The organism is Nocardia callitridis (assembly GCF_039543305.1).
Taxonomy (GTDB): Bacteria; Actinomycetota; Actinomycetes; order Mycobacteriales; family Mycobacteriaceae; genus Nocardia; species Nocardia callitridis.
On sequence record NZ_BAABJM010000005.1, the window covers coordinates 1 to 14,453 of the forward strand.

General features: G+C 66.7%; 13 protein-coding genes. All 13 read right to left on the bottom strand.

Features of this window, described 5'->3' with window-relative positions; genetic code table 11:
• Window positions 1-2,544 (bottom strand): NAD-glutamate dehydrogenase domain-containing protein (locus tag ABEA50_RS22605; RefSeq protein WP_345497727.1); only part of this gene is annotated, 2,544 nt, incomplete at its 3' end.
• Window positions 2,545-2,653: 109 nt separating this feature from the next.
• Entirely contained in the window at window positions 2,654-3,352 is a 699-nt protein-coding gene (locus ABEA50_RS22610) for a hypothetical protein (RefSeq protein WP_345497728.1), read from the bottom strand.
• 5 nt (window positions 3,353-3,357) lie between these two features.
• Window positions 3,358-4,431, bottom strand: a complete 1,074-nt coding sequence (locus ABEA50_RS22615) for a discoidin domain-containing protein (RefSeq protein ID WP_345497729.1) — start codon at window positions 4,429-4,431, stop codon at window positions 3,358-3,360.
• Between the two features lie 73 nt (window positions 4,432-4,504).
• On the bottom strand, window positions 4,505-4,858 hold the full coding sequence (locus ABEA50_RS22620) for a helix-turn-helix domain-containing protein (RefSeq protein ID WP_345497731.1): 354 nt from the start codon (window positions 4,856-4,858) through the stop codon (window positions 4,505-4,507).
• Between the two features lie 15 nt (window positions 4,859-4,873).
• The gene (gene eccE, locus ABEA50_RS22625) at window positions 4,874-6,574 is read right to left on the bottom strand and encodes a type VII secretion protein EccE (protein ID WP_345497732.1); all 1,701 of its coding nucleotides are present in this window, start codon (window positions 6,572-6,574) and stop codon (window positions 4,874-4,876) included.
• Window positions 6,575-6,600: 26 nt separating this feature from the next.
• Entirely contained in the window at window positions 6,601-7,965 is a 1,365-nt protein-coding gene (mycP, locus tag ABEA50_RS22630; RefSeq protein ID WP_345497734.1) for a type VII secretion-associated serine protease mycosin, read from the bottom strand.
• Entirely contained in the window at window positions 7,965-9,497 is a 1,533-nt protein-coding gene (gene eccD / locus ABEA50_RS22635; protein WP_345497736.1) for a type VII secretion integral membrane protein EccD, read from the bottom strand. Before eccD ends, mycP begins: the two co-directional genes overlap by 1 nt.
• Complete coding sequence (locus ABEA50_RS22640; protein WP_345497738.1) at window positions 9,494-10,546, bottom strand: MinD/ParA family ATP-binding protein; 1,053 nt, start codon at window positions 10,544-10,546, stop codon at window positions 9,494-9,496. Before ABEA50_RS22640 ends, eccD begins: the two co-directional genes overlap by 4 nt.
• 652 nt (window positions 10,547-11,198) lie before the next feature.
• A complete protein-coding gene (locus tag ABEA50_RS22645) occupies window positions 11,199-12,035 on the bottom strand; it encodes an ESX secretion-associated protein EspG (RefSeq protein ID WP_345497739.1) in 837 nt (278 codons plus the stop codon).
• A 50-nt stretch (window positions 12,036-12,085) separates the two neighbouring features.
• Complete coding sequence (locus ABEA50_RS22650; protein ID WP_345497740.1) at window positions 12,086-12,388, bottom strand: hypothetical protein; 303 nt, start codon at window positions 12,386-12,388, stop codon at window positions 12,086-12,088.
• A gap of 46 nt (window positions 12,389-12,434) precedes the next feature.
• Window positions 12,435-12,743, bottom strand: coding sequence for a WXG100 family type VII secretion target (locus tag ABEA50_RS22655; RefSeq protein WP_345497741.1), 309 nt, complete (start codon window positions 12,741-12,743; stop codon window positions 12,435-12,437).
• Between the two features lie 19 nt (window positions 12,744-12,762).
• Window positions 12,763-14,079 carry a PPE family protein gene (locus ABEA50_RS22660; protein ID WP_345497743.1) on the bottom strand — a complete coding sequence of 439 codons (1,317 nt, stop codon included), beginning with the start codon at window positions 14,077-14,079 and terminating at the stop codon, window positions 12,763-12,765.
• A gap of 35 nt (window positions 14,080-14,114) precedes the next feature.
• Entirely contained in the window at window positions 14,115-14,429 is a 315-nt protein-coding gene (locus ABEA50_RS22665; RefSeq protein ID WP_345497745.1) for a hypothetical protein, read from the bottom strand.
• Window positions 14,430-14,453 lie beyond the last annotated feature (24 nt).

Genomic DNA, 14,453 nt, shown 5'->3' on the forward strand with positions numbered 1-14,453 from the left:
CTCCAACCGATCCGACCACCGCAAACCACCACGCGCCACCGCACCGAAACGCAAATGCACACCCTCGACCCGAGGCGAATACACAAAAATCTCGAACTTCGGCCTCGGCTGCGGCAATTCGGCGATCGCCTGCGGATTCAGCTTGAACGACAGGTACTCCCGTGGCTGCCGGGTCGCCTCGACCCGGTAGTAGTTGGTGCGCAACGTCGCGGTGATCAGGCCGAGCAGCGCGCGCAGAATCCGGTCGGTGTCCAGACTCAGCACGGCGTCGATCTCGTCCTGCACCCGCTGCGCGATCGTCGAGGCACGCCGCTGGGCTTGCTCGCCGACACCTTCCGGATCGAAGTAGGCGCCGAACAGTTCGGTGCACGAGCGTGCCGTCACCGGGTGGGCCAGCAGCACGCGAGTGATATTGCCGATGGTGTAGGCGAAACCAGCCTGTTGCAGGTATTTCGCGTAGGCGCGCAACACCGCGATCTGACGCCAGTGCAGACCGGCCCTGAGCACGAGCTCGTTGAGACCGTCGACCTCGGCGTGGCCGAACCACATCGCCGCGACCGCCTCGGGGAAGCGGCGCCGCAGACTGGTTTCCGCCACGGCGGCCAGGTCGGTGGTGGCGGCGAGATCGGCCTCGATACCGGTGTCGAGCGCGCCGCGCAACAGGGCGGAGGGCACACGGAGGCCGAAGTCGTAGATCCAGCGGAAAGAGCCATCACGCAGAGTGATTCGGTAGGGTTGCTCGTCGACCACCTCCACCCCGAGGCTGTGTACCACGGGAAGCACCCGACTCAGCGAGACACCGTCACCCGCGACGTACAGCGTGAACCGCCACTCCCCCGACGCCGCGGCCGGGTCGCGGTAGAGATTCGTATCGATGGCGCCCTCGGCCAGTCGCTCCAATCGCCGCAGATCCGCGAGCGCGCGGGCAGGTTCGTGGTCGGCCTGATAACTCGCGGGGAAGGCATTCGCGTAGTCCTGCACCACCGACTGCACGATGCCGGGATGACTCGCCGACTCCGAGACCAATCGGTCCGACCAGCTGCGCGTCGTCGCGAAGAGCAGGTCCTGAATACGCTCGCGGTCGGACTCGGTGACCGGCTCTGCGGTGCCGGTCGCACCGGGATGCACCGTGAAATAGACGACCGCCAACTCGGATTCGGTGGCGCGCGCGGAGTAGGCGACCTGTTCGGCGTCGAACTCGGTGCGCAGCACCTCCCCCATCCGCACCCTGACCTCGGTGGAGTATCGATCGCGCGGCATGTACACCAGGCAGTAGATGGTTCCGCTGCTTCCGTCGCGCCGCAAGAACAAGCGGATCTGCCTGCGCAGTCCCAAATTCATGACCGCCGAGGCGGTTTCGAACAGGCGCCGCGCGTCGGTGGAGAACAGCTCGGCGCGAGGGAAGGACTGCAACATCTCCAGCATCGCCTGGCCGGAGAACGAATTCAGCCCGAATCCAGCCCACTCGATGACCTGGAGCACGCGCCGCGAGATGATCGGAATATCGAGGATGTCCTCGTGCAACCCGGTGACGGTGAAGGTGCCGACGAAGACATGCTCGCCACGCACCGCCGGCTCGTCGTCGGTCGTCGGCGCGTCGGTGTCGTAGTCGGGGACGCTGACGAAGTAGAGATCGCGCGAGCCGGGGACCAGGGAACGCACCGACCCCGTGGCCAGGCGCAGGGCCGAGTGTTTGGCGCCCGATGCCGGTGGATTCACGTCGGCGACGGCCCCATTGCGCAGGATACCGAGCAGTCGGCCGGGAACCCGCTGCGGTTCGACGCCGTGCTCGGCGGCACCGGAGGACCGGAATCGGTAGTAGCCGTAGCCGAGTGGCGCGAAGTGCCCTTCGGTCAGCCAGCGCAGGAACTGCGCGCTTTCGGGGAACTCGGCGTCGTCGGTCGAATCGGCGGCGGTGTCGAGCTGTTGCGCGACGGTGTGCATCGCCTCGAGCATGGTCGGGTTGTCTTCGGCGACACGACGCAGATCGTCCAGCAGCGGGCCCAGCGCGCGTTCGATGCGGTCGACAACGTCGTCGGCCAGGCCCGGTGCGAGTTGTACGTGCATCCACGATTCGGCGAGGGTGCGCGTCCTTCCGGTGTTCTCTACCGTGAGCTCACCATCGTGAGGCGACAGTGACTGCAAGCGGCCCCGCACGTCGCGTACGACATCGAACACCGGGTGCACGACCTCGGTGACCGTCGCACCGAGGCGGCGCAGCGCCGCGGTCACCGAGTCGACAAGTAGCGGCATGTCGTCGTTCACAATTTGAATCGAGACACCCTGCGCCTCAGCGGGTTTCCCGTCCGATGCGGCGTCTTCGACGCTGTCGGCGCCGCGGTCGACCCGGTAGACCCGCGTCCGCACCGACCCGCGCGCGCGGACCTGCGCGAGCTCCAGGTGCTGCAGAAAGATCCGACCGGCCCGTTCGGTGATCACCGAGGCCGCGCCGGGTTGGATCCAGCGGAAGTAGGCCGCCTCCAGGTCGGTGGGCTCATTGCGGAACCGCTTCGAGGGGATCGTCTGCTGCGTGGGGGCCACCATGGATCTTTGCCTTCCCGAGAACTGCGCTCGCTACTGATGACAATCGATGTTACTTGACTAACGTGCCGTTGTATAGTGGCGCATTCAACGGTGGCACGGAGTGCCAGCCCTACTGCGCGAGGCCGGAGCGATCCAGGAACGTTCGCACCGCGGCACGGCCGGTGAAGGCGCCCGTCTCCAGTCGCAGTCCCGTCCTCGTGTCGACATAACGCACCGTCTCCGACGGCCCGATCGCGATGAAGACCTCACCGTCGACCAAGACGGTCCCGCCTGCCGCTCGCCACTTGCGCACCGCGTCGGCCAGGCGCTCGGCGGTGGGCTTCTCCGCGTAGAAGGACATCGCCCTGCCGCCCGCGATCCCACCCGCGAGTATCGAGTGGTCCGCGGCGATCACACACCGCTCGGAGCCGGTGGCCTCCGGAGCGGGCTGGCAGGTCGCGGCCGACCGCAGCGGCGCGGGCAACGTCACCGTGTTCGCGCCGAACCCGTCGGGTGCGACGAACATCGTCGAACACGAACGCACCGCGACAACGGCGAGCACCACCATCACCCCGAGCGCGCCCGCGACCAAGAGCCACTGCACCCGAGGATGGCGCTTGGTGACAAGGCTTTCCAGCTTCGACGCGCCCTCGACCACACGCTCGGCGGACTTCACCGCGTCGGTGACGCCGTGTTCGACAGCGGTTTCCACTCGGCGCACACGGGCACGCAACGGCGCGCCGCAATGGCCGCAACGAGATTGCGCGCCCGTGTTGCGATGCGTGCAGTACTGACAGACGGCGTCGGTGAGATCGGAGAGCTCAGGCATGGCATTCACCGCCCGGTGATCGAGATCGACGAGATCGCGGTGACATTGATCGTCGGGTCACCGGCGGATTGCAGGACCGTCAGCTGGATCTTGGACGCGCGGATCGGCGGATCGAAGTCGGTGACGACGAGCATGCGCTGGTCGAGGGTCTGCTGGGTGGAGACGGTCGTGTCATCGTCGTTGAAACGGTAGGAAACCCGGCTCACCGTGCGGAACTTCGCCCACTGGTCGACGCCTTCGGAATCGACGTGATCCCAACCGGGCACGATGCCGATCGAATCGACCTCGTAGGTCTTGCCGAGGTCGATCGTCATGACCTGCCCGTCCACCTGATAGGCCCGTGGGCACGACCACGCCTTACCCGGTTCGGGGCCGAACGCGTCCATCGCGGGGGTGCCACCCGGCGGACATTTCGACTGCGCGCCCTTCACCTCGATGGTCGAACTCGCGGCGGGCGCCGCCGACGTCGTCGGCGCGGGCTCCGCGGCCGCGGTCGGCGTCGGTGTGACCACCAACAGCGCCTGCTGTTTGTTGTCGTCTCCGCCGCCGGTGGTGATCAGCAGCAGAACGAGCAGAACCACGAGCACGCCCGCCACCGCGAACGCCACCTTGGGCTTGCGCAGTTGGGTGAGCGCGTCACGCGCCACGGCCTCGGCTGGCGCGAACTTGCCGCGGCTACCGGAGGTCGGCGGTGAATTCACACCGGACGGCGCCGATTCCCGCGTGGCCTCGGTGCCGTTGGACGCCGAAGATACCGGCGACGATTCGATCGGGTTCATCGTGGAGTACTCCACGGCGGGGCCCGAGCTCGGTGACTCGCCGTTGAGCAGCGCCAGAATGCGCTCGCTGGCCTTCGGCCCGTCCGGACTCTTACGCGGGACGGGAGCAGAAGGCTCCGAAGAGGGTTCCGGCGCGACCAGCGTCAGGCCGGGTACGCCCGATTCGGTGAACTCTTCCGGTCCGAGCGCCGACGCGGCGGAGCCGGGATCGGCGGGAGCGAATGCCGGATTCGACAGCAACGCGTCGAGGACCGCACCGCGATGGCGGAGAAGGGGATCTCCCGTGTCCTCGTCGGGCATGGTGCGGATCGTATCCACCGCGAGCGCGCGAAACGGGCCGCACTATTCCCGTCATCGAGAACACCGAAAAGAATCAGCGCTTCTTTTCCTCGGTCACGAAATATTCAGGGGGAACATCGAATACGCGCGCCAAAGCGATAACCAGATCCAGGCGCGGAATCGCGTCACCGTGAATGAGCCGATATAAACCCGACTGGGAGACCGGCACATCCGGATAGGCCAGCTCGAGGTGCTGCGCCAACGAATACAAGGTGAGCGACCGCGTCGACCCGTCCTCGGTCGAAACCACCGACTCCGCGATCAATTCCGATAACCGAGACGAGAAGATCGCCGCGGCGGACTGCCGAGGAGTCAACGCTTCCCCACCGTCCGCTGGCGAGAAATCGTCTCCTTCTACAGGGGAGTCCGCAACCACACTGATAGACACTACCGACCCTTTCCGTCAGCTGACCCGACGCCCGCCAGGTTGACCCACCGCCACGGGCGCGCTGGCTTCGGAAGGCCCCGCGCCGATCGCGGGCTGTTCTTCCACGGCATCGAAATAGCGAGTCTCTCCTCTGGGCTCGATGAGATCCACCCGCACAGTGCGCATCGGGATGCCCACATCGATCGCGGCCGCACCGACCTGACTGATCGACAGGTCGGCCGCCCGGCGACGCGTGCTGCCCGGCTCACTGATGGTGAGGGTGGTGTGCGCCTGCGAACCGCGCGGCGGTACTCGATCGAACACGGCGATCGTCGCGGCGGACTCGTAATCGGCGCCGCCGTCGGCGCCCTCGGTGGGCGTCGGCTCGGCGGCCAACCGCAACGACCGAGGATCCCCGACCGCCGCGACGAGCTGGCGCCAGTTGTTCGGCCGCGAGGAATGGATCTCCACCTCCGCTCCGACGACCATCGCACGCAACAGGATCTGTTGCACCACAGGGAGTTTCGCTTGCACGTCAATGGTGCGATGCCGCGGGTTATAGCGTACGGGATCGAACAGCGGCAAGGCGAGGGTATGACGCGGTTGGCCGCTGATCGCGCCGAGAATCTGGCCGTTGGGGCCGATCGAGACCGCAAGATCGGCGGCGAACTCCTCGGCGGCGACGTCGGCGGTACCGGCGTCGGGACGCAGCGCGTGCGTGGTGACCGAGGCGGGCAGCGAGGCCAGCAAGGCCTGCGACTGACCACCATTCAAGGTACGCAGGTACGCGGGCAAGGAATCCGACACCGGCGGGCCGACGAAACGCACCAGCGCGCGCGGGCCGACGGCGCTAGAGGTCAGGCTCACGACCATCGTGGTCCTTCCCCGATTCCACGACCAACAGTCGTCGAGTTCGGCGCCGTCGAGCTTGTCCCAGTCGATCAGGAAGCTGGTGACGGTGCGCCCCGGCACCGACGACTCCAGGCAGCTCCACGTCTCACGCAGATCCGTGAGTTCGACACCGGCATGTAGCTGCCGCGTAGCGTCCCGCAGGGCCGACGCCGGTAGTACGTGTGCGGCGATGCCGCGTTCGCGCAGCCGTCCCGCGATCCGATGTGCCGCGCTGGCCACGGCTTTCGGCGCCACCTCCGCGCACAGGCCACGCTTGCTGAGCGTGTGCAGGTTGCGCTCCTGATCCAGACGCACCACCAGCCAGGTCAGGCGCTCGCCTACCACGGGGTGGGTACCGATCAGCTGGTCGTAGAGCATGCTGTAGCTGCCGGTCTGGCGCACCCGCTGCCCGGTGGTCACGATGTCGATGTCCACATGGATGCCGAACTGATCGAGCATCGGCAGCAACATCCGCACCGGGATCGTATCCTCGGTGTAGAGGGTGTGATCGGCGATGACCGTCGGCAGGTCCAAGTCCGGAGCCAACTGGATCATCGCGACCACCGTCGTCCCGGCTTCGTGCACGCCGCACACACCCGCGGCGACCTGAACATCCACCAGCCGAGCGGGTTTCGTGCGTTCCCGCGCCCGCGCCTCGTGGCCGAAACGGTATTCCGCCCAGTCGATCAACCACCTCGCCGCGGTTCGCCCTGCGACCCGCACAGTCACCATCACCACCAACCCGACGAGGACCACCGCGCCCACCCACCACGGGGCGTGCGTGAACAGCCGAACCAACACAGGACTACCGACAACAACGATCGCGGCGAATGGTCCACGTTCCACGGCAGCCACCCGAATACTCGGAAAGCTCACCGATTACCCCGATTCGCCCGCATCGACTTGTTCATCCGGCTCGCGCCGAACCCGAGGCCCGCGGCCACCAGAATGATCACCAATGCGATGATCCCCGGCCGCGCGTCACGCGCCCGCGGTGGATCGGGTATCGCCAACGGCGAGGAACGGAAAAGGCCGGCGGGCGGCTGCGGTGCGGTGCGATAGGCCAGCGCGGCGGCCGGATCGATCAGACCGGCGCCGACCAGATTGTCGACACCGTGGGCCGGCGCGTGCGCACCGGCTTGCAGACGCGCACCGATCTCAGCGGGCGTCTCGTTCGGGTACCGAGAACGCAGTAACGCCGCGACACCGCTCACATAGGCCGCCGCGAACGACGCACCGCCGACCGGAACCAAACTGTCGGGCGCACCGACACCATTGATCAGCCCGGCGCCGCCCGGCCCGAGCGACTCGATCCCGGTGCCGGGTGCCGCCACCGAAACCCACGGGCCGGTCAGCTGATCCGGCATCGCCGCACCGGTCGCTGTGGTGAATCCGACGCTCAACACATCGGGGGCGAACCAACTCGGTGCCGAGATCGTCGCGACATCGCGCCAATTGCGACTGTCACCGGGACGCGCGGGATCGGGGTAGGGATTCTGCGCGCACCCCGCCGCATTCGTGTCACCGGCACCGGCGACGATGAGCGCGCCACGCACCCGCACCGCGTACCCGATCGCCGCCGACAACATGGATTGGTCCAACCGCAGCTTCACCGGAACGCAGACCGGCAGCGATACCGTGATCACCCCCGCGCCGAGATTCGCCGCACGGGTGATCGCGCGCGCCAGCGTTCGTAGCTCTTGCGAGATACGTTGGGCCTCATCAGAACCCGAATGCTCCTGGGTTATCGCGCCGGAGCGGGTGCGAATCGAGATGATGCGGGAATCCGGCGCGACACCGGAGAAGCCGTCGGCCGGATCGGACCCGGCGCCGATGATGCCGGCGACCAGGGTGCCGTGCGCGTCACAATCGGAGAGGCCGTCACCCCCGGCCAGCATGTAGTCGCCGCCGCCAACCAGATTCGGCAACCGAGTGTTCGGCTGCACGCCGGTATCGATCACGGCGACGGTAACCCCTTCGCCCCGGCTCAACGCCCGCGCCCGCGGCAGATCGAGCGCGAGTTCCGGCGGCGGAGTGCGCGCGATGTCGCTGTCGCGCAACACACCCGAGGCAAGGCAGCCTTTGTCCTGTTTCGTCGGGAGCTCGGGACCGGGCGGATCGTCCTGTGGTGGCGCGCCGACCACGACCACGGGCGGGTCGAGTGCCACGGCTGGCGCGGCGGTGGCCAGCAGCACGATCCCCGCCAGCGCCGCTGCCGCGACGTGGGCGAGCCGCATCAGATCGCTCGCATGGCGGTGTAGACACCCATGATCCAGAAGGCGATGATCGGCACGACGAGGATCAGCGCGTACTCGATCAGATCGATCACCCGCCTGGTCACCGGCGAGAGTCGCTTGCCGGGCAGTTGCAGTGCGGCAACACATCCCGCGCACGCGGCGAGCACAACGACCAGACCGACAACCAGCCGGGCGAACGAGGTCTCGTACGCGCACACCAGCACGAACCCGACGCCGACAACGGTCACCACCGCGGCGCTGATCAACGCGATCGACTGGACCCGATCCGGGTACCACCGCGAGCGCATAGCCAGAATGCCCGCCACCGCGGCGGCCATCACGATCTCACGCACACCGCCGGGCGCGGCCGCCGCCGTCAGCACCGACGAGACCGCGAACACCGTGGAGATCGCGCAGATCAGGCCGCGCAGACTCGTGACAGCCAGCCGTGCCCTGGTCTCGATGCCCACCTCGGCATTGCGGCGCTGTTGCTCGGCCGCCTCGGTGTGCTCGTGATCCTCCCGAACGGTCTCGGCGTCGAAGATGTCGGTGAGGGTGTTCTGCGAAACCTCTGTCCCAGGATCGGGCAGGTCGGGCGGCCGAATCCTGGCTATTACCACGGCAAGTCGAGGTGCCGCGGTCAGCAGGACCAGGCCGACGAACACCACGCCACCGGCGACCTGCGCCACCGAGAGATCCAGGTACGTCAACGGCAGAGCCGCCGCCGTGACGATCACACCGAGCACGGTGACCGTCATCAGCGTGGCGATCCCGAGTCCGGTCAGGCGCAGCATCGTGGCCGCGGCGATGGCGGCGACCACCGCGCCAGCGGCGACATTGGCGGCGGCGAACGGACCTGGCTCCCCGTACGCGGGTGGCACCAGCATCGCGGCACCGGCGAAAAGCAACGGTGTCGCCGACAGCGCGAGGCCAAGGGACATGCGCGCTCCGACAGCCCGATCTTCGCGTTTGCGCGCCGACATGGCGCCGCCCCAACACAGCATGCCGAGCAGCAAGGCGGGCAGTCCGCACCAGAGCGCCGAACCGGTTTCGGTCCACGACCAGGACAACATCGCCGCGACGGCGCTTGCCCCGACCCCGAGCACACTCAGCCCGACGATCGCGGCTGTGCCAGCGTCGAATTCGGCGAATTCGCGCTCGTTGATCAAGGCGAGCGCGTCGGTGATGTCCTCGACGACCGGGGTGAACACCTCCGCCGATTCGACCACCGTGAGCATCAGCACGGCCCCGTCGGAGACGGCGTGATCGGCGAGGCTGCGCCAGCGCGGCATCGGCGGCTCACCGGGCCGCGCGAGGCTCCATTGCCCCTGCGGCGGAACGAAATCGACACTCTCGTCCTCGATCGCCGCGGCGAGCACGACGAGCAGATCATCGATGAAGGTCTCGATGGTGAATTTGGTCGGCACGACCACATCGACCTGATAGGTGGCGACCATGATGGCGATTCTGGCCCTTGCCACCTCAGCTGTCGGCTGTGCCCCGGCAGGCGCTGGCGCGACGGCTGTGCTCATAGCCACGCCCCTCGGTCAGCGGATTCGCCGCCGCCGGTGAGATAACCCGGGAATCCGTCGGCCAGCCAGGCTGCCAGGTCCTCGAATGCCAACAGTGTGTCCTTCTCCAACAGGCGTAGGTCGATCTCGCCGCCTTCGGCAAGATGTTCGTCGTAGGGCACCACGCAGGTGGGGCGTTGCGCGGTGGCGAACAGCTTCTCGATCGCGGAAACCTCGACGGTGGGTTTGGCGGGGCGATGGTGCACGATCGCGACGATCGACTTCGCGATCAAGTGCTGCATGCCGTGCGCGCCGAGCCAATTCAGCGTCGCCACCGCACCGGTGACGCCGCCGACGGTCGCGGGGGTCACCACGACGACGGCGTCACTGGTCTGCAACACCGTGTCGGTGGCGGAATCCAGTACCCCGGTGCCGCAGTCGACCATCAGCAGGTTGTAGTGACGACGCAGGACCTCGGTGGCGATCGCGTACTCGCGACCCGACAGCGCCTCGGTCGCCTCGGTGGTCCACGGCGAGGCGACCACCGCGAGGTCGGCGTTGTTGATCGAGGTGAACGACTGCACCGAGGAGAACGCGTCCAGATAGGTCGATTGCGCGAGATCGCGCAGGGTCAACCCGTAGGGGTGGCGGCTGGTGCGGGTGGCGAGGTCACCGAAATCCGGGTTCGCGTCGATGGCCGCCACCCGGTCGGGCCGCAGCCGGGAGAACGTCGAACCGAGGGTGGCCGCGGTGGTGGTGCGTCCGACGCCGCCCTTCACGCTGACCACGGCGATCTGGTAGGTCGTGGTGAGCTGGCGGCGAATTCGCGCGCGCCGATCCTCCGCACGCTGCTCGGTCGCCGAGAGTCCGAGGTTGAATCCCACCTTGTTCAACGCGCCACGCATACCCGCGTTCGACTTCAGCTGCGCGCGCCTGGCCGCCGCGATGTCGGCGAGCAGGTCCATCGAGGACAGGGTCGCGGGCAGCACCTCGACGCGGGATTGGTCGTAGGCCGCGTGGTTGATCCGGTCGGGGACACGGGAATTCGCCTGCTGCGCGGCGGGCTGCACGGGCAGGCCAGGCGGCGAGTCCTGGTGTGCGGTCGGAGGGTTGGGCTGCGTATGCGAGGACTGACCGGTCGAGTGAGCGGCGGACGCCTGGTGGGTTGTCGTTTGCCGCGGCGCGGACGGATTCGGCGCGGCCACGCTCGGCGCTGAGGCGGGTGGGGCAGCGGTCGATCGCGCGGCAGACGACGACACCCCGGTCGATGTCGAATCCGCCTGCGGTGCGGGCCTGTTCATCGCCGACTGCGGCGGGTTGGCCCACGCGTCGGCAGCGGGCTGCGGCGCGGGGTCGTGCGGCGGCGGCGCGAGAGAGAAGGGTTGCTCCTGCGAATTCGCCGACGGCACTGTGCTGTTCGATGACGCGGCTGGGCTGTTCAACGACGCGGCAGGGTTCGATGACGCGGCAGGGTTCGACGTGGGCGGTGTCGACGCGGAACCGGCGTCGCCGCCTGGTGCCCGCACAGCACCCGGACCCGAGCTACCCGACGGATAACCCTGTCCACCAGTGCCGTTCGGCGCATCGCTAGCAGCCATATCGATCGGCTGCGAGAAGTAGGCGTCGTACCCACCCCGAGCCCGTCCGGGCTCGACCGCATGCCCATTCGTCACCGGCGCTCGACTCATTTCCCTCATCCTCTCGAAAACCCCAGCGGCACATTCAATCTGTTCTGCTGGTGTCGAACCAGCTACGCCCCGGCAGCAATTCGACCAACGCGGCGACCCCCGCGTGCACCGCCGCATCGTCGCCGGGGGCGTACGTCGACCACACCGTCCCGTCCATCGCGACCCTCGGGGTGACGACTATCCGACCCGAGGGGGTGTCGAGGACACTCAGGCTCAACCGCGGCTGCGCCTGGGTGCCGTCGTGGTACTCGAACATCACGATCTCCGCACGACGGGTCACCTCGTCGAGCACTCGACTCAACACACTCGCGGTGTGTGGCGGCGCACCCAATTCCAGCAGGGCTTGCCGCCGTTCATCCTGCTGTGGCGGTACCTCCGTGAACTCGTCGAGCGTCGCGGTCATCGGTGCGAACGACAACGCCGGATTCGATCCCATCGCCGCGACGACCACCGCGGCGAGGGTGTGCAGTTCGCGGTCGGGGTGGTACACCGTTTGAAAGACGACCTCGTCGCCTGAGCGCACGGCCAGCACCGTGGATTCACCCCTGCGCACGAACGACATTCGCAGCATCGCTTGCGGACTCTCGTCACGACCGGTGTCCACAATGCGAGCAACCAGCTCCACATCCGGGCGGTACAGGCATTCCAGCCAGCCCGTGATCGCCGGATGCACCCGGTCGTCCTCGATGACACCCGCCTCGACGAGCTCGCCGAGAACGACCTTGTGGACGCGGTCCCGGTCATCGTCGTCGTAGATATTCGGCGTCAACGCCAAGACCGAAGGATAGGCATCAATTCCCACCATGGTCTGCAACAGCAGCGCCGCATCCACGTTGACGGTGACCGAGACCGGGTCTACTGCCGATGTCACATCGTCCACCGGGTCGATCGCGCGATATCGATCGAGATCACGCTCCCCGACTAGCCGATACCGGAGAACCGGTGACTCTGACCGAGATCCGTCACTCGGAACGTGCCGTCGGAGCCACCCGCCTTCGCCGTCGCGTGTTTCAGCGCGTCGAGCGCCTCGTTGTACTGAACGATCAGCGTCCGCAGACGATCCTGAAGTTCGCCGTTCGCGGTACCGGCGTCACCCTGGAACGACTCCTTGACCTCGGCGACCAGTCGGTCACGCTCCTCGTCCGATACCTTCATCTGCTCGAGCGTCGACTGTGTGCGGACCACCAGATCGTCGACCTGGCCGTAGTTGTTTACCAAAGGCATTGTCTGAACAACCTTTCCCGATTTTCGAATAATTTTCCGGCAGTGCTCAGAAGTCCAAGTTGTTCCTGTTCACCATCGACGCGTTGTTCTGGTCCTCGCTGTCGAATGTGGAACCAGCGGTGTGGAGTGCGTCAACCATTTCCATGAATGTCCGGTGCAGCCGGTTTCCCTTGTCGAGCGACTGCTGCATCGAAGTCTGGACAGCATTACCGGTTTGACCCTGGATCGCGGTGGCGTACTCCATTTTTATGCCTTCCAACACCGCAAGGTTGTTCTTGAAGGTGTCGGCATGTGTGAAGAACCTCTTGGATGCCGCGAAAAGCTGGTCGGAGTCACCGGTGTAGGTAACGGCCATTTCTGTTTCCTCTCTGGATTCAAGCCTTGACTTCGCCCCGGTCTGGTTCGCCGAGGATGTTCATGAGTGGTGATTCTGAGCGCTCGACCGACGGCTCCACGTCGTCGGTGTACTCGATCACCCCGATAACAGGGGGTTTCTCCAGAACCGGTACCTCCTGTGGTTCGCCAGGAACGAAAACTTGTTTCGTGGACTTCTCGTCATCGCGACGACGACGTCGGGTCTTGGGTGCAATGACACCGCGCGGCGCAGCCTTGCGCGCGGGTGACGCACCCGAGGGGTTGTTGTTGAGCGGGGCACCGAACGCGGTGCCGCCCGGCTTTCCGAGCGACCAGTTCGTCGGCAGACGGAATCCGGTAGCACCACCCGGCATCGCCCCCGGACCGCCACGCAACAGTCCGACCGCGACCGAACTACCCATGCCGCCGTTGAGGCCCGCCAGCGTCGACGACTGCGGTGAAGTCCCGAGATACCCCATTTCCGAGGAAGTTCCGTCGATGAAGTCCTCGGAGCCGTAAGGCAGGTCGGTCATCTGCGCCGGATCGGGAAGTGCCTCCGACGCGGGGTTGTCGGCCAGATCGACCGGCGGCTGATCGACCGGCGGCTGATCCGGCTGCACGGGCGCATCCGGGTTTCCACCTGGATCACTCGCCCGACCCGGACCCTCACGCCCTGCGGTGTCACCGAACCCCGCAGTATCCTTGGGTACCGCCGCACCGCCTCCTCCTGACCGGTTCAGCACAGGCAGCCCGGAATGCTGACCGCCGTCGAATCCCGAACCCGGCCCCTGACCCATCCCTGGCAACGACGGACTGGTGATCTCCGGAGCCGGGGGTGGCGGCGGCATACTCCCGGTGTTCGCCGCAGTCTCGGCGTGGTATTCGTACATGACGGCGGCGGCGGTCGCCCACATGATGTCGTAGGCGAATTCGTTGGCGGCGATGGCCGCCGAGTTCTGCGCCATCGAATTGGTGAGTACCAACCCGGCCAACGTGGCTCGGTTGGCGACGATCGCCAGCAAAGACGGCATCTTGGCGAGTGCGGCGCTGTACAACTCGGCTTGGACCATCGCGTGCTGGGAAACCGTCATGGCGATCATGCCCTGATCACGCAGCCACCCGGCGTGTTTGTGAAACGCCAGTTGGGCCTTGTCCGCCGAGTCACCCTGGTAGGTGACGCCCATCGAACGAGTGTCGCTCTCGGAGGCAGCCGCAGCCGCGAGCAAACCGTCGGCGATGCTCGCGTAGGCGGCTGCCGCGCCCAGCATCGGAACAGGTCCTCGGCCGGACATCAGGCGTGCGGAATTCTGCTCCGGGGGATACGCCCCGTACAACACTTCGGCCTCCTCTCAGGACCGCAGGAGTGCTTCGTTCAGAAACTCCCCGAGGCTCGAACGGCCTGCCCGTCCGCGATATCAATATCGCGATAATCGGAGCTCACCGGAACCAGGACCTCGGCGCCGTCGAGCAGATTGCTCAGCCCGGTCTCGGTGCCGTGCAGAAAAACCTTCGTGTAAGCCTTGAACAGCGTCGCCCCGAGCGCACTCGCATCATCGAGCGCGGCGCGACCCGGACTCGCGGCCGTCGCCGCGGCGCTCACCAATGCCGTGATCGCCGTATGATTTCCGCTCATCATCCCGCTGACCGCCAAGAGATGATCCGTTGAGACAGTGGTGGTCTTCGGCATCGTGTTGCTCCAATCAAGGGGTTT

Excerpts from the sequence above, each read along its gene's own strand:
- ABEA50_RS22610 (WP_345497728.1), bottom strand. The coding sequence starts at position 3,352 with ATGCCTGAGCTCTCCGATCTCACCGACGCCGTCTGTCAGTACTGCACG.
- ABEA50_RS22650 (WP_345497740.1), bottom strand. The coding sequence starts at position 12,388 with ATGCCTTTGGTAAACAACTACGGCCAGGTCGACGATCTGGTGGTCCGC.
- ABEA50_RS22655 (WP_345497741.1), bottom strand. The coding sequence starts at position 12,743 with ATGGCCGTTACCTACACCGGTGACTCCGACCAGCTTTTCGCGGCATCC.
- ABEA50_RS22615 (WP_345497729.1), bottom strand. The coding sequence starts at position 4,431 with ATGCCCGACGAGGACACGGGAGATCCCCTTCTCCGCCATCGCGGTGCG.
- ABEA50_RS22665 (WP_345497745.1), bottom strand. The coding sequence starts at position 14,429 with ATGCCGAAGACCACCACTGTCTCAACGGATCATCTCTTGGCGGTCAGC.
- mycP (WP_345497734.1), bottom strand. The coding sequence starts at position 7,965 with ATGCGGCTCGCCCACGTCGCGGCAGCGGCGCTGGCGGGGATCGTGCTG.
- eccD (WP_345497736.1), bottom strand. The coding sequence starts at position 9,497 with ATGAGCACAGCCGTCGCGCCAGCGCCTGCCGGGGCACAGCCGACAGCT.